The organism is Streptomyces afghaniensis (genome assembly GCF_044327915.1).
Classification (GTDB): Bacteria; Actinomycetota; Actinomycetes; order Streptomycetales; family Streptomycetaceae; genus Streptomyces; species Streptomyces afghaniensis.
Window position 1 is genome coordinate 1,200,187 of the sequence record NZ_JBIRGJ010000001.1, and the last position, 21,037, is coordinate 1,221,223.

19 protein-coding genes are annotated in these 21,037 nt (G+C 71.3%); 6 read left to right on the forward strand and 13 right to left on the reverse strand.

Annotation, left to right across the window (positions count from 1 at the left end; all coding sequences use genetic code 11):
- Positions 1-42: 42 nt before the first annotated feature.
- The 7 genes from pcaDC to ACH4G3_RS05020 are packed head-to-tail and all read right to left on the reverse strand — an operon-like array spanning position 43 to position 6,454.
- Complete coding sequence (gene pcaDC / locus ACH4G3_RS04990) at positions 43-1,164, reverse strand: bifunctional 3-oxoadipate enol-lactonase/4-carboxymuconolactone decarboxylase PcaDC (RefSeq protein WP_397623119.1); 1,122 nt, start codon at positions 1,162-1,164, stop codon at positions 43-45.
- Complete coding sequence (gene pcaB, locus ACH4G3_RS04995) at positions 1,161-2,456, reverse strand: 3-carboxy-cis,cis-muconate cycloisomerase (RefSeq protein WP_397623120.1); 1,296 nt, start codon at positions 2,454-2,456, stop codon at positions 1,161-1,163. Before pcaB ends, pcaDC begins: the two co-directional genes overlap by 4 nt.
- Positions 2,453-3,058, reverse strand: a complete 606-nt coding sequence (pcaG, locus tag ACH4G3_RS05000) for a protocatechuate 3,4-dioxygenase subunit alpha (RefSeq protein WP_397623121.1) — start codon at positions 3,056-3,058, stop codon at positions 2,453-2,455. The genes pcaB and pcaG overlap by 4 nt, the downstream gene beginning before the upstream one ends.
- A gap of 6 nt (positions 3,059-3,064) precedes the next feature.
- Entirely contained in the window at positions 3,065-3,838 is a 774-nt protein-coding gene (gene pcaH / locus ACH4G3_RS05005; RefSeq protein ID WP_397623122.1) for a protocatechuate 3,4-dioxygenase subunit beta, read from the reverse strand.
- A gap of 17 nt (positions 3,839-3,855) precedes the next feature.
- Positions 3,856-5,058, reverse strand: coding sequence for a thiolase family protein (locus ACH4G3_RS05010; RefSeq protein WP_397623123.1), 1,203 nt, complete (start codon positions 5,056-5,058; stop codon positions 3,856-3,858).
- On the reverse strand, positions 5,055-5,699 hold the full coding sequence (locus ACH4G3_RS05015; RefSeq protein WP_354744833.1) for a CoA transferase subunit B: 645 nt from the start codon (positions 5,697-5,699) through the stop codon (positions 5,055-5,057). The genes ACH4G3_RS05010 and ACH4G3_RS05015 overlap by 4 nt, the downstream gene beginning before the upstream one ends.
- Positions 5,699-6,454, reverse strand: coding sequence for a CoA transferase subunit A (locus ACH4G3_RS05020; RefSeq protein WP_397623124.1), 756 nt, complete (start codon positions 6,452-6,454; stop codon positions 5,699-5,701). The genes ACH4G3_RS05015 and ACH4G3_RS05020 overlap by 1 nt, the downstream gene beginning before the upstream one ends.
- Before the next feature lie 207 nt (positions 6,455-6,661).
- Between ACH4G3_RS05020 and ACH4G3_RS05025 the strand changes: the two genes are divergently transcribed.
- Complete coding sequence (locus ACH4G3_RS05025; protein ID WP_397623125.1) at positions 6,662-7,126, forward strand: MarR family winged helix-turn-helix transcriptional regulator; 465 nt, start codon at positions 6,662-6,664, stop codon at positions 7,124-7,126.
- A gap of 17 nt (positions 7,127-7,143) precedes the next feature.
- Here the strand turns inward: ACH4G3_RS05025 and ACH4G3_RS05030 are convergent, their stop codons facing one another.
- A complete protein-coding gene (locus tag ACH4G3_RS05030) occupies positions 7,144-8,151 on the reverse strand; it encodes a DUF3048 domain-containing protein (RefSeq protein ID WP_397623126.1) in 1,008 nt (335 codons plus the stop codon).
- Positions 8,152-8,335: 184 nt separating this feature from the next.
- On the opposite strand from ACH4G3_RS05030, the gene ACH4G3_RS05035 reads away from it, so the two are divergent.
- The gene (locus ACH4G3_RS05035; RefSeq protein ID WP_397623127.1) at positions 8,336-9,526 is read left to right on the forward strand and encodes a zinc-dependent alcohol dehydrogenase; all 1,191 of its coding nucleotides are present in this window, start codon (positions 8,336-8,338) and stop codon (positions 9,524-9,526) included.
- A 6-nt stretch (positions 9,527-9,532) separates the two neighbouring features.
- On the opposite strand, the gene ACH4G3_RS05040 is transcribed toward ACH4G3_RS05035, so the two are convergent.
- Positions 9,533-10,597 (reverse strand): ATP-dependent DNA ligase, encoded by a 1,065-nt coding sequence (locus ACH4G3_RS05040; protein ID WP_397623128.1) that lies wholly within the window; start codon positions 10,595-10,597, stop codon positions 9,533-9,535.
- Positions 10,598-10,671: 74 nt separating this feature from the next.
- Between ACH4G3_RS05040 and ligD the strand changes: the two genes are divergently transcribed.
- Positions 10,672-11,703, forward strand: a complete 1,032-nt coding sequence (ligD, locus tag ACH4G3_RS05045; protein ID WP_397623129.1) for a non-homologous end-joining DNA ligase — start codon at positions 10,672-10,674, stop codon at positions 11,701-11,703.
- Here the strand turns inward: ligD and ACH4G3_RS05050 are convergent.
- Together ACH4G3_RS05050 and ACH4G3_RS05055 are read right to left on the reverse strand one after the other, a co-directional pair.
- Positions 11,690-13,831 (reverse strand): OmpL47-type beta-barrel domain-containing protein, encoded by a 2,142-nt coding sequence (locus ACH4G3_RS05050; protein WP_397623385.1) that lies wholly within the window; start codon positions 13,829-13,831, stop codon positions 11,690-11,692. The genes ligD and ACH4G3_RS05050 overlap by 14 nt on opposite strands.
- Before the next feature lie 47 nt (positions 13,832-13,878).
- Complete coding sequence (locus ACH4G3_RS05055; protein WP_397623130.1) at positions 13,879-16,353, reverse strand: ThuA domain-containing protein; 2,475 nt, start codon at positions 16,351-16,353, stop codon at positions 13,879-13,881.
- 189 nt (positions 16,354-16,542) lie between these two features.
- On the opposite strand from ACH4G3_RS05055, the gene ACH4G3_RS05060 reads away from it, so the two are divergent.
- Together ACH4G3_RS05060 and ACH4G3_RS05065 are read left to right on the forward strand one after the other, a co-directional pair.
- On the forward strand, positions 16,543-17,520 hold the full coding sequence (locus tag ACH4G3_RS05060) for a multicopper oxidase domain-containing protein (protein ID WP_397623131.1): 978 nt from the start codon (positions 16,543-16,545) through the stop codon (positions 17,518-17,520).
- A 105-nt stretch (positions 17,521-17,625) separates the two neighbouring features.
- On the forward strand, positions 17,626-18,663 hold the full coding sequence (locus ACH4G3_RS05065) for a LacI family DNA-binding transcriptional regulator (RefSeq protein WP_397623132.1): 1,038 nt from the start codon (positions 17,626-17,628) through the stop codon (positions 18,661-18,663).
- Positions 18,664-18,679: 16 nt separating this feature from the next.
- Here the strand turns inward: ACH4G3_RS05065 and ACH4G3_RS05070 are convergent, their stop codons facing one another.
- Positions 18,680-19,462, reverse strand: a complete 783-nt coding sequence (locus ACH4G3_RS05070; protein WP_397623133.1) for a VOC family protein — start codon at positions 19,460-19,462, stop codon at positions 18,680-18,682.
- 221 nt (positions 19,463-19,683) lie between these two features.
- On the opposite strand from ACH4G3_RS05070, the gene ACH4G3_RS05075 reads away from it, so the two are divergent.
- Positions 19,684-19,929, forward strand: a complete 246-nt coding sequence (locus ACH4G3_RS05075; RefSeq protein ID WP_397623134.1) for a WhiB family transcriptional regulator — start codon at positions 19,684-19,686, stop codon at positions 19,927-19,929.
- A 115-nt stretch (positions 19,930-20,044) separates the two neighbouring features.
- Here the strand turns inward: ACH4G3_RS05075 and ACH4G3_RS05080 are convergent, their stop codons facing one another.
- On the reverse strand, positions 20,045-21,031 hold the full coding sequence (locus tag ACH4G3_RS05080; RefSeq protein ID WP_397623135.1) for an acyl-ACP desaturase: 987 nt from the start codon (positions 21,029-21,031) through the stop codon (positions 20,045-20,047).
- Positions 21,032-21,037: the final 6 nt, after the last annotated feature.

Genomic DNA, 21,037 nt, shown 5'->3' on the forward strand with positions numbered 1-21,037 from the left:
GCGGGCCCGAGCGAGCTGCCGTCGAGCCTACGACCAGCAGGATCACCCTGCCGTGCCGTCCTCCTCCGCCAGCACCCGCTGGGCCGTCGCGAACGCCGAGTTCGCCGCCGGCACCCCGCAGTACACCGCGCTCTGGAGCAGCACCGCGCCGATCTCCTCCGGCGTGAGCCCGTTGCGGCGGGCCGCCCGGACGTGCATGGCCAGTTCGTCGTAGTGGCCGTGCGCGACCAGCGCGGTGAGGGTGATCATGCTGCGCTCGCGGCGCGACAGCGTCGGGTCGGTCCAGATCTCGCCCCAGGCGTAGCGCGAGATGAAGTCCTGGAAGCGCGCCGTGAAGGGGGTCTGCCGGGCCTGCGCCCGGTCGACGTGCGCGTCGCCGAGCACCGCGCGCCGCACCTCCATACCGCGTCCGGCGGGCCCGCCGAGGTGCGCCCGCAGCGCGGTCAGCACCGCCTCCGGGCACTGCGCGGGCGCCAGGTGCGAGGCACCCGGGAGCTCCACGAGCGCCGCGCCCGGCACGGCGTCCGCGATCTCCCGCAGATGCGCGGGCGGCGTCGCCGGATCGTCCCGTCCGGCCACGAGCAGCGTCGGCACGGCGATCTCGGGCAGCCGGTCCCGCAGATCGAACGCGGCGAGCGCGTCACAGCAGGCGGCGTACGCGTCCGGGTCGGCGCGCCGGTGGTCGTCCACCAGCTCCGGCACGGTGAAACCGGAGGTGAACCAGCGCGCGTCCGCACTCTCCGCCAGCCCGGCCAGCCCTTCGCGCCGCACCAGCGCGGCCCGCTCCTGCCAGGGCTTCGCCCCGTTGAAGTGCGCGGAGGAACAGATCACGGCGAGGGACGACAGCCGCTGCGGACGGTGGACGGCCAGGTGCAGCCCCACGGCCCCGCCCAGCGACACACCCGCGTACGCGAACTGCTGGATGCCGAGCGAGTCGGCGAGCGCCAGCACCAGATCGGCGAGGTCACCGACCGTCGCGCCCGCCCTGATGAGACCGGCCGCCGAGCCGCCGTGTCCCGGCAGGTCCCAGCGGACGACCCGATGCGAGATCGACAGCTCGGGCGCCACCTTGTCCCACAGGGCGTTCGACGTGCCGAGGGAGGGGCCGAGCAGCAGCGGGGGTGCGGAAGGGGGCCCTTCGGCACGGTGGGCGAGAAGAGTCAACGTCGCTCCAGAGCACGGTCGGTGAGGGCTCCGGCGGAGCCGGTGTAGTGGGTGGGGTCGAGGTCGACGTCCGCGAGCTCCGGCGCCTCGGCCGGCGGACGCCCCTCGGCGGCCAGCCGGGTCAGGAGCTCCTTGGCGCGGGCGCGGCCCAGCACCGGGGCCAGCTCGGCGGACAGCCGCTCGGAGACGATCAACCCGCCGGTGAGATCCAGGTGTTGGCGCATGGCCTCAGGCCGGACCCGCAGTCCCTCCGCCAGTTCGACGGCGTCCCGGGCGGCCCCGCCGGCCAGCCGCAGCAGGTCCCGCAGCGGCTCCCACTCCGCGTGCCAGGCCCCGGCCGGCCGCTCGTCCTCCGCCGCCATCGACCCGTAGAGCGTGGCCGCGAGCTGCGGTGCCCGCCGCGCGGCGGAGGCGATGAGGGTGGACCGCACGGGATTGGACTTGTGCGGCATGGCCGAGGAACCCCCGCCGCTGCCCTCCGCGACCTCGGCGATCTCGGTGCGCGACAGGGTCAGCACGTCCACGGCGAGCTTGCCGAGCGCGCCCGCCGTGAAGGCGAGACAGCCGGCGAGGTCGGCGACGGGCGTCCGCAGGGTGTGCCAGGGCAGATCGGGTGCGCGGAGGCCGAGTTCACGGGCGTAGGCCGCCGGCAGCGCCGTCGGATCGCTCGCGCCGTACGCCCCGAAGGCCGCCAACGTGCCCGCCGCGCCACCGAGTTGGGCGGGCAGCGACTCCCTCACGGCCCTCACCCGGTCGCGCGCGTCGAGGACCAGCGCCCGCCAGCCGGCGGCCTTCAGCCCGAACGTCGTCGGTACGGCGTGCTGGGTGAGCGTCCGCCCCGGCATCGCGGTGTCACGGTGCTCGGCGGCCAGCCGGGCGAGTGCCTGCTCGATGCGGCCGAGGTCGGCGAGAACCAGGTCCAGGGTGCGCACGGCGACCAGCATCGTCGCGGTGTCCATGATGTCCTGGCTGGTCGCCCCCCGGTGGACATAGGGGCCGTACTCCTCACCGACGGCCTTCGTCAGCTCCGTGACCAGGGGAATGACCGGGTTGCCGCCCGCGCGGGCCCGCTCGGCGAGGGCCCGTACGTCGAGGGCACCGGCGCCGGCCGCCCCGGCCACCGCCGTCGCCGCCTCGGCGGGGGCCAGCCCCAGGGCTGCCTGGGCCCGGGTCAGCGCGGCCTCCGCGTCGAGCAGCGCCCGCAGATACGCGTGGTCGCTCGTGGCGGCCGCGGCCGCCGAGTCCGCCCAGCCCGGGGCGAGCAGACCGGTGTCACCTTGGGCAGTTGTCACCGGAACTCCAGGAAGACCGTCTCGCCTTCGCCCTGAAGACGGATGTCGAAACGGTACGTCCCGGCCGCCTCCGCCACGGCGATCAGCGTGTCGCGGCGCCCCTCCTCCAGCCCGGACAGCAGCGGATCGGCGGCGAGCACCGCATCGTCGCCCGGCAGGTAGATGCGGGTGTACAGGTGCACGAGAAGCCCGCGCGCGAAGACGCACACGCTGATGTACGGGGCGCTTCGCCCGCGCGCTCCGGGCCGCAGCGTGCGCGCGTACCAGTGGCCGTTCGCATCGGTCTGGATACGTCCCCAGCCCGTGAACTCCACGCCGTTGCGCCCCAGGAAGCCGCCCGACGCCGGGTCGCGGCGCATCGAACCGTCCGCCGTCGGAACGTTGCCGTCCGGGTCCGCTCCCCACAGCTCGATCAGGGCGTCCGGCAGCGGATCGCCCGCGCCGTCGGTGACGTACCCGTGCAGGGTGACGGTGTCCGGATGTCCGAGGGGCGCGATGTCCTCGCCGCCCCGGAACGGCAGGGCGTGGCCGTAGAACGGGCCGACCGTGTGTGACGGGGTGGGCAGCACGCTCTCCGGCCTGCTGGTGTCGATCTTCGTCATGGCAGGTCAGCGCCCTTCTTCGATCCAGGTGGCGTTCGGGCCGTCCAGCACGATGTCCCAGTGGTAGCCCATCGAGAACTCCGGCACCGACAGGCCGTGGTCGTATGTCGCGACCAGCCGCTGCCGGGCCGCGTCGTCCGTCACGGACTGGATGATCGGGTCATAGGGGAACAGCGGGTCGCTCGGGAAGTACATCTGGGTCACGAGCCGCTGGGTGAACGCGGTGCCGAAGAGCGAGAAGTGGATGTGCGCAGGCCGCCATGCGTTGAGGTGCTGGCGCCACGGGTACGGGCCCGGCTGGACGGTGGTGAAGTGGTAGCGGCCCTCGTCGTCGGTCAGGGTGCGGCCCACGCCGGTGAAGTTCGGGTCCAGCGGGGCGTCGTGCTGCTCGCGCTGATGGGCGTACCGGCCCGCCGAGTTGGCCTGCCAGATCTCCACGAGCTGGCCGCGCACCGGGCGGCCGTCCCGGTCCAGCAGCCGCCCGGAGACGGTGATGCGCTCGCCGATCGGCTCGCCCTCGTGCTGCCGGGTGAGGTCGTTGTCGATCTCGGTGATGTCCCGCTCCCCGAAGGCCGGGGAGGCCAGCTCCACCAGCTCCGGGTCCTTGCTGACGTCGATCGTGACCGGCGGCTGCTTCGGGTGGCGGAGCACCGAGGACCGGTACGGCGCGTAGTCGCGGCGCGGCTGATGCTCGACGGGCGCACCGTCGGCGAGCCGCTTCTCGTACGCGGCGCGCTCGGCCGCGATCTCCTGGTCGATGTCGTGCTGAGTGAGAGTCATGGGGATCCCGCGTTTCGTTAACGTTCGAGGACGAGGGCAAGGCCTTGGCCCACCCCGATGCAGAGGGTGGCGACACCGACACCGCTGCCACGCCGGGCCAGCTGATGGGCAACGGTCCCGGCGAGCCGGGCCCCGGACGCCCCCAGCGGATGCCCGAGGGCGATCGCCCCACCCTGCGGATTGAGGATCGCGGGATCGAACTCGGGCCACTCCGCCACACACCCCAGCACCTGCGCGGCGAACGCCTCGTTCAGCTCCAGCACGGACAGGTCGTCGAAGCCCTTGCCGGCCTTGGCCAGAGCCCGGTTGACCGCCTCCACGGGCGCCAGCCCGAAGTAGTGCGGGTCGATCGCGGAGACACCGGTGGCGGACACCCGGGCCAGCGGCTCACGCCCCGTCGCCCTCAACCCCTCCTCATCCACCAGCAGCAGCGCCGCCGCACCGTCGTTGAGCGGCGACGCGTTGCCCGCCGTCACCGTGCCGCCCTCCGCACGGAACGACGGCTTCAGCCTCGCCATCGCCGCCAGGGACGCGTCCGGACGGACACACTCGTCGGCGGCGAAGACCACCGGGTCACCCTTGCGCTGCGGAATCTCCACCGGCGCCAACTCGGCATCGAGCAACCCGGCCCGCTGAGCCTGCGCGGCCTTCTCGTGACTGCGCAGCGCGAACTCGTCCTGCTGCTCCCGGCCGATCTTGTGCTTGTCGGCGATGAGTTCGGCCGACTCGCCCAGCGGGATGGTCCACTGCGGCTCCATGCGCGGGTTGACCATGCGCCAGCCGAGGGTGGTGGAGTACAGCTCGGTGTGCCCGGCGGGGAAGGGCTTGTCGCTCTTCGGCAGGACGTACGGCGCCCGGGTCATCGACTCGACCCCGCCGGCCAGCGCGATCGAGGCGTCGCCGAGCGCGATGGCCCGGGCCGCCTGGATCACGGCTTCCAGGCCGGACGCGCACAGTCGGTTGACCGTGACACCCGGCACGGAGGTGGGCAGGCCCGCGAGCAGGGCGGCCATCCGGCCGACGTTGCGGTTCTCCTCACCGGCGCCGTTGGCGTTGCCGAAGTACACGTCCTCGATCCGCGCCGGGTCCAACTCCGGCGTGCGGGCGAGGAGCTCGCGGACGGCGTGCGCGGCCAGGTCGTCCGGGCGCACGCCGGCCAGTGCGCCGTTGTAGCGGCCGATCGGCGTACGGACCGCGTCGACGATGTAGACGTCCTTCACTTCACGCCCTCCGGCACGGTCAGTTCGGCGTCGGTCCTGGCGACGATCTCGGCGGCGGTCACACCCGGCGCGGTCTCGACCAGGACGAGTCCGTCGTCGGTGACGTCCAGGACGCCGAGGTCGGTGATGATCCGGTTCACGCACCCCTTGCCGGTCAGCGGCAGGGCGCACTCGGTGAGGATCTTCGGCGAGCCGTCCTTGGCGGTGTGCGTCATGAGGACGACGACCGTACGGGCCCCGTGCACCAGGTCCATCGCCCCGCCGATCCCGGTGATCAGCTTGCCGGGGATCGCCCAGTTGGCCAGGTCGCCCCGCTCGGACACCTGCATGGCACCGAGCACGGCCACGTCGATGTGCCCGCCCCGGATCATCGAGAACGACAGCGCCGAGTCGAAGAAGGACGCGCCCGGCAGGACGGTGACCGTCTCCTTCCCGGCGTTGATCAGGTCCGGGTCCACGGCGTCCTCGGTGGGGTACGGACCGGTGCCCAGGATGCCGTTCTCGGATTCGAGGACGACCTCGACGCCCTCGGGCAGGTAGTTGGGGATGAGGGTCGGCAGGCCGATGCCGAGGTTGACGTACTGGCCGTCCCTCAGCTCCCGTGCCGCCCGTGCGGCCATCTCCTCGCGACTCCAGGCCATCAGGACCTCACCGTCCGCTGCTCGATCTTCTTGTCCGCCGCCTGCTCAGGGGTGAGCGCGAGCACCCGCTGCACGAAGATGCCGGGCAGATGCACCGCGTCCGGATCGATCTCGCCGGGCTCCACCAGCTCCTCCACCTCGGCGACCGTGACCCGCCCGGCCATCGCGGCCAGCGGGTTGAAGTTCCGGGCGGACTTGCCGAAGACCAGATTGCCGTGCCGGTCGCCCTTCGCTGCCCGGACCAGGGCGAAGTCGGTGCGGATGCCGTGCTCCAGCACGTACTCCGTGCCGTCGAACTCCCGCACTTCCTTCGCCGGGGAGGCGATCGCGACCCCGCCCTGCCCGTCGTAGCGCCACGGCAGCCCGCCCTGGGCGACCTGTGTGCCCACCCCGGCCGGGGTGTAGAAGGCGGGGATGCCGGCGCCGCCGGCCCGCAGCCGCTCGGCCAGCGTGCCCTGGGGGATCAGCTCGACCTCCAGCTCACCGGCCAGGTACTGCCGGGCGAACTCCTTGTTGGCGCCGATGTAGGACCCCGTCACCCGGGCGATCCGGCCGGCCGCCAGCAGCACCGCCAGGCCCGACTCCATCGCCCCGCAGTTGTTGGAGACCACCGACAGCCCGGCCACCCCGCGCTCGTACAGCGCCCCGATCAGCACGTTCGGCACACCGCTCAGCCCGAAACCGCCCACCGCGAGCGACGCCCCGTCCGGGACGTCGGCCACCGCCTCCAGGGCTGTGGCGACCACCTTGTCCATCCGAGAAGCCCCATCTCTTCCGAGCGACCCGACCCGTTTTAGTCAGGGCACTGAGTATTTCTGCGAAGCTGCTCTCACGCTGCCATCGGGACGGAAGGGCGTCAAGGCCTCGATGTATATGCCGCTGATCCCTGCTGCGGACGGCAGACAGTCCAGGAGTAGCCGGGTATTGTTCAGTGCACCGACGAATGCGAGAGAGGGGTGCACATGCCGGCGGCGGATCTCACCACCCACCCCGGGCACCTGGCCCGGCGACTCCAGCAGGCGCACTACCTGCTGTGGAACACGATGGTCTCCGAGGAGATCACCTCGCCCCAGTACGCGGTCCTCAACACGCTCGTCGACGAGCCCGGGCTGGACCAGCGCACGGTGGGGGAGCGGGTGGGCCTGGACCGGTCGACCATCGCCGAGGTGATCAGCCGGCTCAGCCGGCGCGGACTCCTCGACAAGGTCCGCGACCCGGAGGACGGCCGCCGTTCCCTGCTGCGTCTCACGGAGGAGGGCGTGCGTACCCACCGCAAGCTGACCGTGCGCACCGCCCGGATGAACCAGGTGTTCCTCGCCCCGCTGACCGCCGAGGAGCGGACGGTGTTCTTCGACCTCATCCGGCGCGTCGCGGACGCGGCCGAGGGGCTGCGCAATCCGGGGGAGTCCCTGGTGGCACCCCGCTGACGGGCGCGGCCCGCGCGTCAGGACGCCTTGGCGTACACCACCCACACCTGGCCCTTCGCGAAGTTCACCGGCGTACCGTCGCCGGTGGTGAACGCCGTGCCGTCCGAGGCGTCCTCGCGCTTCCAGTTCACGTCGTAGGCCCGCCCGTCGCGCAGCACCCTGGCCTTCCCGGAGCCCACTGTCTCGGTGTACGGCGTGTTGTTGCCGAGGAAGTCGCGGAACGCGGACTCGCGCACCTTCACGTACTGCACGACGACCGTCGCGGCCGCCATCCGCGACCCGTCGGCCGTCGTGGCGGGGGCGCCGTCCATGCCGACCAGCCAGCGGTCCCGGGAGTCCGACCAGGTGAAGGTGAAGCGGGCCGCCGGGTAGCGCACCGTCTGCGAGGTCGTCGCCGTGCCGCCGGCGGGAGCGGAGCCGTAGCGGAAGCCGGTGGTCAGGGCGGCCTGTCCCGGTGCTTCGGGCACGAGCCGCTCGGGCCGCAGATAGAGGTTGTACGGGGCGGGCTTGCCGCCGCCGCGGAAGTAGGCGTCGGGGGCGCTGCCCGGCGTCTCCGCCCGCAGCGGCGCCCTGTCGATCAGCGGCAGGAGCTTCTTCTGCGCGCCGGAGAAGGCGAGTATGGGCTGGTCGAACTGGCGCAGCAGCTCCAGATCCGACTCGCGTGCGCTGCGTACCGGGCCGATCGCCTTCGGCAACCGCGTCGCGTACACCGCCATCAGCCGGCTCAGCCCGCCCTCGACCTGCTCCGCGTACACCACGTCCGCGGCGTCGACGCCGGTGTGCGGCCGGGCCGCGGCGGCGTTGTCGACCTTGACGGCGAGCACGGAGGAGCCGGTCGCCGAGGGGGATGCGCCCGGCTCCGACTGCCTGGAGGCGCCCCGTCCGTCGTCACCAGGAGCGCTCCCGCCGGTGCAGCCCGCCGTCAGGGCGGCCGTCACCGTGGCGGCCAGCAGCGCCGTCGTCGCTGCGCGCCGTCCGCGCGCCCCTCGTTCCCTGCCCACCGTCGCCACCGGGCTCCATGTCATCGATTTGTCTTGATTGTGCACTTATATGTCCACCGATGGCCATACCCGATCAATTTTGACGGAGGGTCTTCGCTTCGTCCGTCGATCGGCCCAAGGTTCAGCGCGGATCCGCCCGGGTACCCGGGCGTCGCCGACTGACCGACCGGCCGACCGACGCGCACGCTGACGGAGGGAGCGCGAGGCGATGAGGGCTGTGACCTGGCAGGGCAAGCGGGACGTCCGGGTGGACAGGGTGCCCGATCCGGAGATCCAGGAACCGACGGACGCGGTCATCCGCGTCACCTCCACCGGGCTGTGCGGGTCCGATCTGCACCTGTACGAAGTGCTCACCCCGTTCATGACACCCGGGGACATCCTCGGCCACGAACCCATCGGCATCGTCGAGGAGGTCGGCGCCGGCGTTCCGGACCTCCAGGCCGGGGACCGGGTCGTCGTGCCGTTCCAGATCGCTTGCGGCAACTGCTGGATGTGCCTCACCGGCCTGCCCACGCAGTGCGAGACCACGCAGGTGCACGGTGAGGGCATGGGCGCCGCCCTGTTCGGCTACACCCGCCTGTACGGCTCGGTGCCGGGCGCCCAGGCCGAGTACCTGCGCGTCCCGCAGGCACAGTACGGGCCGATCAAGGTGCCGGAAGGCCCGCCCGACGACCGTTTCGTCTACCTCTCCGACGTCCTGCCCACCGCCTGGCAGGCGGTCGCCTACGCCGAGGTCCCGCAGGGCGGCAGCATCGCCGTGCTCGGCCTCGGACCCATCGGCGACATGGCCTGCCGCGTCGCCCAGGTCACGGGCGCGGGGCGGGTGTTCGGCGTGGACCTGGTCCCGGAGCGGCTGCGCCGGGCGCGCTCGCGCGGGGTGGAGACGTACGACCTCAGGTCCTTCGACGACGAGAAGGAACTCGTCGCGGCGATCCGCGACGAGACCGACGGCCGCGGCCCCGACGCCGTGATCGACGCGGTCGGCACCGAGGCCCACGGCAGCGCGGCCGCCAAGCTCGCCCAGCAGGCCACGGCGGTCATGCCCCGCAAGCTGAGCGGCCCGCTCGCCGAACGCTTCAGCATCGACCGCCTCGCCGCCCTCTACACCGCCATAGACCTGGTGCGGCGCGGCGGCACCATCTCGCTGTCCGGTGTCTACGGCGGCATGGCCGACCCGATGCCGATGCTCACCCTGTTCGACAAGCAGATCCAGATGCGCATGGGCCAGGCCAACGTCCGCCGCTGGAGCGACGACATCATCCCGTACCTGACCGACGAGGACCCGCTCGGCGTCGAGGACTTCGCCACCCACCGGGTGCCGCTGTCGGAGGCCCCGCACGCGTACGAGATGTTCCAGCGCAAGCAGGACGGCGCGGTCAAGGTGCTGATGCAGCCCTGACCGGCCCTAGGAACCGAGGATCTCCGCCAGGTCGTAGCGGACCGGCTCCTGAAGCTGCGCGTAGGTGCAGCTCTCCGGGGTCCGGTCCGGGCGCCAGCGGCGGAAACGGGCGGTGTGCCGGAAGCGCTGCCCGTTCTCCATGTGGTCGTACGCCACCTCCGCCACCCGCTCCGGCCGCAGCGGCACCCACGACAGGTCCTTCTTGGCCGACCAGCGGCTGGGCGCGCCGGGCAGCCGTGCCGTCTCGTGCGCCGCCTCCTCCGACCAGGCCGCCCACGGATGCCCCTGGACATCGTCCATACGCAGCGGCTCCAGCTCCTCCACCAGCTCGGCGCGCCGCTTCATCGGGAACGCGGCGGACACACCCACGTGCTGGAGCGTGCCCCGGTCGTCGTACAGGCCGAGCAGCAGCGAGCCCACCACGGGGCCGCTCTTGTGCAGGCGGTACCCGGCGACGACCACGTCCGCCGTCCGCTCGTGCTTGATCTTGAACATGGCGCGCTCGTCCGGGCGGTAGCGCACGGTCAGAGGCTTGGCGATGACCCCGTCCAGACCCGCACCCTCGTACTGCTCGAACCAGCCGCGCGCCACCTCGATGTCGGTGGTCGCCGGAGCCAGGTGCACCGGCGCGGTCACCCCGGACAGCTCCCGGTCCAGCAGCTCCCGCCGGTCGGTCAGCGGGGCGTCCATCAGTGACTCGTCCCCCAGCGCCAGCAGATCGAAGGCGACGAACGACGCGGGTGTCCGCTCGGCCAGCATCCGCACCCGCGAGTCCGCCGGGTGGATCCGCTCCGTCAGCGCATCGAAGTCCAGATGCCCCTCCCGCGCGATCACGATCTCCCCGTCGACCACCGACCGCTCCGGCAACCGCTCCCGCACGGCCGTCACCAGCTCGGGGAAATACCTGGTCAGAGGCTTTCCCGTACGGCTGCCGAGCTCGACCTCGGCCCCATCGCGGAAGACGATCGCCCGGAACCCGTCCCACTTCGCCTCGTACTGCATGCCCGCGGGGATCGTCGCCACCGACTTGGCGAGCATCGGCAGGACAGGGGGCATCACCGGCAGATCCATGGTCCGATTCTGCGCCCATATGCCGGAGCACGCCCGATGTGCGAGGTGTGCGGGGTGCGCCTACCGTGGCTCGCATGGGTGACGTGGTGGAGCTGGAGGCGGGCGGCCGGACCGTACGGCTGTCCAGCCCGGACAAGGTCTTCTTCCCCGAGCGCGGCTTCACCAAGCTGGACCTCGCCCGCTACTACCTGGCCGTCGGCCCCGGCATCCTGCGCGCCCTGCGCGACCGCCCCACCACCCTGGAGCGCTACCCCGAGGGCGTCAACGGCGAGAACTTCTTCCAGAAGCGGGCGCCGAAGAACATGCCCGACTGGATCCCGACCGCGCACATCACCTTCCCCAGCGGCCGCAGCGCCGACGAGATGTGCCCCACCGAGGTCGGTGCCGTGGTATGGGCCGCCCAGTTCGGCACGCTCACCTTCCACCCCTGGCCGGTACGCCGCGACGACGTCGACCGCCCGGACGAGCTGCGCATCGACCTCGACCCGCAGCCCGGCACCGACTACGAGGACGCCGTCCGCGCCGCCCACGAACTTCGGGCCGTACTCGACGAGTTCGGCGGACTGCGCGGCTTCCCCAAGACCTCCGGCGGCCGGGGCCTGCACGTCTTCGTACCCATCGAACCCCGCTGGACCTTCACCCAGGTCCGGCGCGCCGCCATCGCCGTCGGCCGGGAGATGGAGCGGCGGATGCCCGAGCAGGTCACCATCAAGTGGTGGAAGGAGGAGCGGGGCAAGCGCATCTTCATCGACTACAACCAGACGGCACGCGACCGCACGATCGCCTCCGCCTACTCCGTACGCCCCCGCCCGCACGCCCCCGTCTCCGCGCCCCTGCGCTGGGACGAGGTGGGTGTCGCGCACCCCCAGGACTTCGACCTCGCGACCATGCCCGCGCGCTTCGCCGAACTCGGCGACGTGCACGCGGACATGGACGACCACCGCTACTCCCTGGAGGCCCTGCTCGACCTCGCCCGCCGCGACGAACACGACCACGGTCTGGGAGACCTGCCGTACCCGCCTGAGTATCCGAAGATGCCGGGGGAACCGAGGCGGGTACAGCCGAGCAGGGCCAGGAAGACGCCCGAGGGGCCTACAGCTCCCTGATCCGGATGTCCCGGTAGGAGACGACATCCGTCGTGCCGTGCACCTGGAGCCCGATGTAGCCGGAGGCGAACCGCCGCCCGTCCGTGCCCGGGTCGTCCGAGCGGGGCGGGCTGAACTCCTGGCCGCCGGTGTTGTCGAACTCGTTGATCAGCACACCGTTGCGGAACACCGAGTAGTGCTGGCCCTCCACGCGGATCTCGTAGTCGTTCCAGGTGCCCTTCTGCGTCACACCGGCACCGGCGAGGCCCACGCGGTCGAAGCCGTAGACCGAGCCGGTCTTGTACATGTCGCCGTCGGGCCGGTCGAGCACCTGCACCTCGTGCCCGTACTTGATGGCGACCCACTCCGGCCGGGACTCCTCCGGGTGGTCGTGGACCCACGGGAAGCGTACGAAGACACCCGAGTTGGCGTTGCCCGTGCCGGGAGCGTCGTCCCGCCACTGGAGCCGCAGCGAGAAGTCGCCGTACTTGCGCTGCGGGAACCACAGCATGCCCATGCCGGGCGTGGTGGTGCTGGAGGTGATCGTCCTGTCGGGGTTCAGCGCGAACGAACCACCGCCCACCTGCTGCCACTTGGCGAACGACTCGGCGCTGCCGTCGAAGATCGCCCGGTAGCCCTCGGTCTGTCCCGGCTTGCCGATGCCCGACTGGCGGGCGGCCTTGCGGACGGCGTTGTACTCGCGCTGGTCGATCACGCCCTCCTTCAGCAGCGCGTCGAGGACGGAGGTCACGTGCTTGAGGAACAGCGCGTGGGACGTCCACTCCTTCTCGTCCTCGATCAGCTCGCCGATCCGGCAGCGGTTGTCGGTGACCCGGTTGCGCACGCCGGAGTCGACCTCGCCGACGATCACCGTAAGCCGCTCGTCGTACTCCGGGCAGTTCGGCGCCGGGACCTGCCCGGAGACGACCGTGAAGGTCACCGTACGCGCCGCCGAGGTGTTGCCGGCCTTGTCGGTCGCCCGGTACGCCACGGTGTGCGCGCCCGCCCGGTCGACCACCACCGGAGCGGTGTACGCCAGGTACGGCCCGCCGTCCAGCGAGTACTCGATCCTCTCGACCCCCGAGCCGTGCTCGTCGGTCGCCGTGACGGTCACCCGGGCGCTGTTGACGTACGCCCCGTCGGAGTTCTTCGTGCCCTCCACGGTCACGCCCGTCACCGGCGGGGTGGTGTCCTGCGGCGGCGCCGCGACGACGGTGAACCGCACGCTCTTCTCGGCCGCCACGTTGCCCGCCTTGTCGGTGGCGCGGTAGCGGACGGTGTGAGTGCCCACTTGGTGCACCATCACGGGCGCGGTGTACGGCTGCCAGGCGCCGGAGCCGACCGCGTACTCGATCGTGTTGACCCCGGAACCCGTGTCGGACGCGGAGACGGTGACCGTTGCCATGTCGATGTACGCCCCGTCCGGGCTGCGCTCACCGCTCACCGTCGCCGAGGTCTCCGGCGCGGTGGTGTCGTCCGACTGCGGCGCCACCACCGTGAACTCGGTGCTCTTCTCCGCGGAGACGTTGCCCGCCTTGTCGAAGGCGCGGTAGCGGACCTTATGAGCGCCCACCTGGTCGACGACGACCGGAGCCGTGTACGGCTGCCAGGCACCCGCGTCGCCGAGCGCGTACTCGATCTTGTCCACGCCGGAGCCGCCCTCGTCGGTGGCGTGGACCGCCACGCTCGCCGAACCGACGTACTCGCCCTGCGTGTTCTGCGTCCCGCTCACGTGCGCCGACGCCTCGGGCGCGGTCGTGTCCTCGCCGGTGCCCTCGGTCACCACCAGGATGCCCTGCATCTGGCCGTGGCCGGGGATCGTGCAGTGGTAGAAGTACCGGCCGGGTGTGAGCGTGACCTGGGCGGTGTGCTTGCCGCCCTGCGCGTCGTTCGGATTGGCCAGGATGTTGAGCTGCACGTCGTTGTTGAACTCGGGATCGCTGGTCACGAACGTCAGCGTGTGCGGCATGCCCGTGGTGTTGCCGGTGGCCACGCTGTTCTCGAACACGATCGTCGCGCTGCCGGCGACCGCCGTCTTCGGCGCCGAGAGGTACTTGTCGATGTCGTTGCCGGCCGTCCAGGTGAGGACCTGTTCGGCGGCCGGCGCCTGAGCCCCACCGGCCGCGGGCATCGCCTGCACGCCGAGCATCACGAGCAGGGCGGCCAGCAGGGCGGCCCAGATTCTTCGTTGCCGGATCACTCGGTCCCCCTCGCCAGCTGACCGGCGGCCGGGGTCGGCCCGCCGCCCTTGTAGGTGACCCGCCACAGGGCCGACTTGGAGTCAGAGGTGAAGAAGCCGCGCCCGTAGTCGAGCACGTACAGCGCGCCGTCCGGACCGAACTTCCAGTCCATGAGGTTCCTGATGCCGTCGTTGCCGACCGGCACGATCTTCTTCAGCGACTCCGAGTGCACCGGCAGACCGCCGTCCCCTTGCGTCTTCGGGTCCATGAGCACCGCGTTGCGCGGCTGGTCGGCGTCGTAGAAGTCACCGACGAACCACTTGCCGTCCCAGTAGGCAGGCCACTTGGTGGTGCTCGTGCTGCCACTGTCGTAGCGGTAGACCGGCCCGTTCATCGCGGCCTGCCCGCCGCCCTTCAGCCAGGGCAGCCGGTACGTGGCCTCCTCCGGCTTGTACGACGGGACGCCGTTCGCGTCCCGCGGGTAGTCCGGCGCGCCGCCCTGGGGCGAGTACCAGATGTTGTTCCCGGTGACCGGCGGCAGGTTGACCAGACCGTCGTTGTTCGGCGACTCGTTCTTCGGGTGGTCGCAGTCGTACCAGCCGAGCGGCTGGGACGGATCCGGCAGATTGCGGTCCCGGTAGGGCTGCTTGTTGCCCATGCAGTACGGCCAGCCACGGTTGCTCGCCTTGGTGATGGCGGCGAACGTGTCGTACTTGGCCGGGCCCCAGGTCGTCGAGGGCGCGCTCGCGTCCGGGCCGACCCAGCCCGCGTACAGCACGTCGGTCGACTTGTCGACGAAGATACGGGCGGGGTTCCGGACGCCCATCACATAGATCTCGCCGCGCGTCTTGCCGCCGCCCTCGTCGGTCTCCTTCCCGGTGAAGAGGTTGCCCTCGGGGAGCGTGTACGTCCCGTCCGGTTCCGGGTGGATGCGCAGGATCTTGCCGTTGAGGTTGTTGGTGTTGCCGGCCGTGCGACGCGCGTCCGCGAAGGAGACGCCCTTGTAGTTCGGCTGCGGGTTGTTGCCCGAGTAACCGCCGCTGAACCCACTGGAGTTGTTGTCGCCGGTGGCGATGTACAGGTTGCCCTCGGAGTCCCAGGCCATCCCGCCGCCCGAGTGGCAGCAACTGTGGATCTGCACCGGCCACTTCAGCAGCACCTTCTCGCTGCCCAGGTCCAGCTTGTTCGTCGCCCGGTCGAGCGTGAAACGGGAGACCCGCCGCTCGGCCATCCGCGTGTCACGGTTGATCTGCGAGTGGGGTGTGTAGTGCAGGTACACCCAGCCGTTCTGATCGAACTTCGGGTCGAGCTCGATCCCGAGCAGCCCCTCCTCGACCTTGACCAGCTCGTCGCCGCCGCCCTTGTTGCCGAAGACGGTGAGCGCACCCGCGAGCGTGACCTGCTTGGTCTTCGGGTCGTAGACGTGGATCTCGCCCTTGCCCTTGCCGATGTCGGGGTTGTTCCAGTCGGTGACCACGGGCTGCGAGGAGTCGGCACCGCCCCGGCCGATGTAGAACACCCGGCCGTCGGGAGCGGTGACCAGCCCGTGCGGCTCGCCGATCTGGTCGTTCTGCCCCGGCTGGTTGGGCTTGGTCAGCCGCTCCGCCGCGTAGTTGGCGTTGACGGTCGCCTTGCAGTCGGCCTGCTCCAGGCGCGTCGTCCACATCAGCGCGCCGCGCAGATGGGCCCGGAAGTCGGTCTCGTCGTACGACGAAACGGTGCCGCCCATACCGGTGTAGAAGGAGCGGCCGCCGTCGTAGTCACGGCACCAACTCACCGGGTGGTCCCAGCCGTTGGCACTGGTTCCCGGCTGGTAGCTCGACTCCCGGACCCGGGCCACCGTGTGGACGTCGCCCGAGGGGTTCTTCACCCAGTTCAGCCACTTGTCGGGACGCTTCCACTGCACCGGCACGTCCTTGGTGGCCGGGTGCCGGCGGTCGCCCGCCTCGACGGTCGCACGCTGGACGGCCGCGGGGCTCGACGCGGCCGGGCGGGCACCGACCAGTCCGGTGAACCAGTCCGAGTACGGCTCCGCGCGCGCCGCGTCATGGATGCCGACGAACCCGCCGCCGGCCTCCATGTAGGCCTCCAGGCCCGCCTCCTGCTCGGCGTCGAGGACGTCGCCCCCGCCGGTCAGGAACACGATCGCGTTGAAGCGGCCGAGTTTCTTCTCGTCGGTGAACACAGCGGCGTCGTCGGTGGCTTGCACCGTGAAGCGGCGGTTCGCCGGTCCCGACACCCCGATGTCCTCGATGGCCTCGATCCCGGCGTTCACGACCGGCGACTCCTCCCCGGCCGCCGCGGAACCGTGGAAGATCAGCACCCGTACATTCGTGCCGCCCGGTGGCGACTTGATCGACATCGTTGTCAGTGTGGGTTCCGGGTACGGTCCCGCATGGGCGGGCCCCGACAGCAGTCCGGCGGTCACGACTCCGGCGGCCACGGAGGCCGCCCGGACACGTCTTCCCTTGCTCAACCCTCGTAAGTGCATGGGCACCTCCTCGGTCACAGCAACACCGCCAAGGAAGCTAAACCCCTTTGCATGTCTCGCCAATACCTATGACCGTGATGGCCCCAACTTTGTCTTGAGTGTGGATAAACGGGAGCGCGGCCGGTACCGTCTCACAGGTTCATCACAGGTACGTCTCCGTAAAGGCCTTACCAGGGTGGGGAGTTCCGCATGGACAGACGAAGCTTCAACCGGCGGGTCCTGCTGGGGAGCGCGGCCGTGGCGACATCGTTGTCCGTGGCTCCTGAGGCCATCAGCGCCGACGGACCGGCGAAGACGGCACCCGCCGGGGGCGAGGTGAAACGCATCAAGATGTACGCCGAGAAGCTGGCGGACGGTCAGATGGGCTACGGCCTGGAGAAGGGCAAGGCCACCGTCCCCGGCCCGCTGATCGAGCTCAACGAGGGCGACACCCTGCACGTCGAGTTCGAGAACACCATGGACGTGCCGGTGAGCCTGCACGTCCACGGCCTGGACTACGAGATCACCAGCGACGGCACGAAGCTGAACCGCAGTCACGTCGAGCCGGGCGGCACCCGCACCTACACCTGGCGCACCCACGCCCCCGGCCGCCGCAAGGACGGCACCTGGCGGGCGGGCAGCGCGGGCTACTGGCACTACCACGACCACGTCGTCGGCACGGACCACGGCACCCAGGGGCTGCAAAAGGGCCTGTTCGGGCCGGTCATCGTCCGCCGCAAGGGCGACGTCCTGCCCGACCGAACGCACACGGTCGTCTTCAACGACATGCGGATCAACAACAAGCCGCCGCACTCGGGGCCGGACTTCGAGGCCACGGTGGGGGACCGGGTCGAGTTCATCGTGATCACGCACGGCGAGTTCTACCACACGTTCCACATGCACGGTCACCGCTGGGCGGACAACCGCACCGGCATGCTGACCGGCCCCGACGACCCCAGCCAGGTCATCGACAACAAGATCACGGGCCCGGCCGACTCGTTCGGCTTCCAGGTGATCGCGGGGGAGGGGGTCGGCGCCGGCGCCTGGATGTACCACTGCCATGTGCAGAGCCACTCCGACATGGGGATGGTGGGCCTGTTCCTGGTGAAGAAGCCGGACGGCACGATTCCCGGCTACGACCCCCACGAGCACGGGGAGGAGCTGCCGGAGGGCGGCCACGAACACTGACGGGCGCGTGAGCCCGGGCGCTCTCCGGCCGGGCGGGAGAGCGCTCTCACCACACTCCGCCACCGCGGCTATCCTGATCCGCAGCCGCAGGTGAGGAGCCCCGAAGTGACCGACACAGCGCCGCGTCCCACTCTGGAGGCCGTGGCCGCCCGGGCCGGTGTCTCACGGGCCACCGTCTCACGCGTGGTCAACGGCGGTGACGGAGTCAGGGACATCCTCGTCGAGCGGGTCCGCAAGGCGGTGGAGGAACTCGGGTACGTGCCCAACCAGGCGGCCCGCAGCCTGGTGACCCGGCGGCACGACGCGATCGCGGTCGTCGTCGCCGAACCGGAGACCCGCGTGTTCGCCGACCCGTTCTTCGCCCTCCAGTTGCGCGGCATCAGCAAGGAGCTCACGGCCCACGACAACCAGCTCGTGCTGCTGCTCACGGAGGGTCGGGACGACCACGCCAGGGTCGGCCGGTACCTCGCCGGCGGGCATGTCGACGGGGCGCTCGTCTTCTCCCTGCACCTCGACGACCCGCTGCCGGAACTGATCCAGCGGGCCGGCGTCCCCACCGTCTTCGGCGGGCGGCCCGGCTGGAGCGGAGACCGGCGCGACGTGGTGTACGTCGACAGCGACAACCGCGGCGGCGCCCGCGACGCCGTCCGCCACCTGGCCGGCCTCGGCCGCACCCGTATCGCGCACATCACCGGCGCCCTCGACCAGACGTCCGCCGTGGACCGGCTCGACGGCTACCGGGACGTCATGGTGGACGCCGACCCGCGGCTCATCGCCGAGGCCGACTTCACCCCGGCCGGGGGCGAGCGGGCGATGCGCGAACTCCTCGGCCGCTGCCCGGACGTGGACGCCGTGTTCGCCGCCAACGACCTCACCGCCTCGGGGGCGCTGCGCGTCCTGCGCGAGGCGGGTCGCCGCGCCCCCGACGACGTCGCCGTGATCGGCTTCGACGACATGCTGCCCCTCGCGGAACAGACCGATCCGCCCCTCACGACGGTCCGTCAGGACATCGAGGAGATGGGCCGCCTGATGGCCCGCCTGCTGCTGCGGGGGCTCGAGCGCGGCACTCCTCGGGAGGGCGCCGGCGACCCGCCCTCCGGCGTCGTCCTGCCGACGACGCTGGTCCGGCGGGCGTCCGCGTAGTCCCAGCGGACGCGCCTCAGGCCGGCTGCGGCTCGCTGCGGATCACCGCGAAGCGTGCCCCGTACGGGTCCGTGAGCTTGGCGAGGCGCCCGACCTCCGGCAGGTCCGTGGCGGGCATGCGGACAGTGCCGCCCAGTTCCCGGGCCCGGGCGACGGTGGCGTCCGGGTCGGTGACCTCGAAGTACGGCAGCCAGTGGGCCTCTTCCTCGGCCGCGTCGGCCAGGGGGACGAGGCCGCCGAACATGGCGTCCTCGCTCTCTCCGGCCGGGGTGAGGGTGGTGTAGGCGCCGCCGGGGAAGTCGACGCCGACGGTCTCCAGGCCGAGCACGGAGTGGTAGAAGGCGGCAGCGGCCGGGACGTCCGCCGTGTACAGCTCCAGCCAGCACAGCGAGCCGGGCTCCCGGACGACGTCCAGGCCCTTGTTGCGGCCCGGCTGCCACAGGCCGAAGGGCACTCCCGCCCGGTCGGCGAGGATCGCCATGCGGCCCAGGTCCTGCACGTCCATGGGCTGCATCAGCACCGAGCCGCGCGCCTGCCCGGCCGCCCGCGCCGTGGCGTCCGCGTCCGGGGCCTGGAAGTACACCGTCCAGGAGGGCGGGCCCTGCTCCGGGGTGGTCTGCATGCCACCGGCGGTGGCCCTGCCGTCGAGCAGGAAGACCCCGTACCCGCCGACCTCCGGCCCACCCGGCTGGAACCGCCAGCCGAACAGGCCGCCGTAGAAGGCGGCGGCGCCGTCGATGTCGGGGGTGCCGAGATCGATCCAGTTCGGAGCGCCGGTCACATAACGGGTGGTGAGCATCGTCGGTCTCCTCGCACAGGTCCGTCGTCTGCTCTGCCGAGTCTCGCACCGGCCGCTGACAAGCGCCGCCCGAGCGCCGCCGGGGCGTGCTGCCGGGTTCCCGCGCGCCGCCGTGCGTCGGCCCGTCCGACGGGCGACCATCGAGGTGGCCTCAGGCCCGTCAACGCGGTGTTGATCCCGCGTTGATCGAACGTTTTTCGCTGTCCGGAACGCTTCTGGCCATGCACATCGACACCATGATCTCGCCCGAACTCGCCTGGCAGCAGGAGGCGTTGTGTGCGCAGACCGGGGCGGACTTCTTCTTCCCCGAGCCCGGCAGCTCGGTACGGGAGGCGAAGCGGATCTGCGGCCTGTGCCCGATCCGTGACGCCTGCCTCGAGTACGCGATGGACAACGACGAACGGTTCGGTGTCTGGGGCGGTCTGTCGGAGAAGGAGCGGCTGGAACTGCGGCGTACGGCCCGGTAGCCGTGTGCGCGTTCCCGCCGGGGTGGGGGCGGCCGGGCGTGCGCAACGCCGAGGCCCCGGCCGCTCGTGGCGGCCGGGGCCTCGCGGACGTGGGCCGGATGGCCCGGGGCGGCCGTCAGGCGCCGGTGGCACCGGCCCGGGCCGCCATGCGGGCCTTGCGCGCGGCCAGCTTCTCGTCGAACTTCGTCGCCTCGCTGTCCAGGCCGCCCATGTACAGACCGAGTTCCTCCTGCGCCTTGCGGCCCTCGGGGCCCAGGCCGTCGATCTCCATGACCTTCAGGAAGCGCAGCACGGGCTGGAGCACGTCGTCGTGGTGGATGCGCAGGTTGTAGACCTCGCCGATCGCCATCTGCGCGGCGGCGCGCTCGAAGCCGGGGATGCCGTGGCCGGGCATCCGGAAGTTCACGACCACGTCCCGCACGGCCTGCATGGTCAGGTCGGGGGCGAGCTCGAACGCCGACTTCAGGAGGTTGCGGTAGAAGACCATGTGCAGGTTCTCGTCGGTCGCGATGCGGGCCAGCATGCGGTCACAGACCGGGTCCCCGGACTGGTGGCCGGTGTTGCGGTGCGAGATACGGGTCGCCAGCTCCTGGAAGGCGACGTAGGCGATCGAGTGGAGCATCGAGTGCCGGTTGTCCGACTCGAAGCCCTCACTCATGTGCGACATGCGGAACTGCTCCAGCTTGTCCGGGTCCACCGCGCGCGAGGCGAGCAGGTAGTCCCGCATCACGATGCCGTGCCGGCCCTCCTCGGCCGTCCAGCGGTGCACCCAGGTGCCCCAGGCGCCGTCGCGGCCGAAGAGCGAGGCGATCTCGTGGTGGTAGCTGGGCAGGTTGTCCTCGGTCAGCAGGTTCACGACGAGCGCGATGCGGCCGATCTCGGTGACCTTCGACTGCTCCTTTTCCCAGGCCTCGCCGTCTTCGAAGAGGCCGGGGAAGTTGCGCGCGTCGCTCCACGGCACGTACTCGTGCGGCATCCAGTCCTTGGCGACGTTCAGATGCCGGTTGAGTTCCTGCTCGACCACTTCCTCCAGTGCGTACAGCAGCTGAGCGTCGGTCCAGGCGCCGGCGGGGCTGCCGAGGTGGGGAGTGGTGATCGTCATGGACTC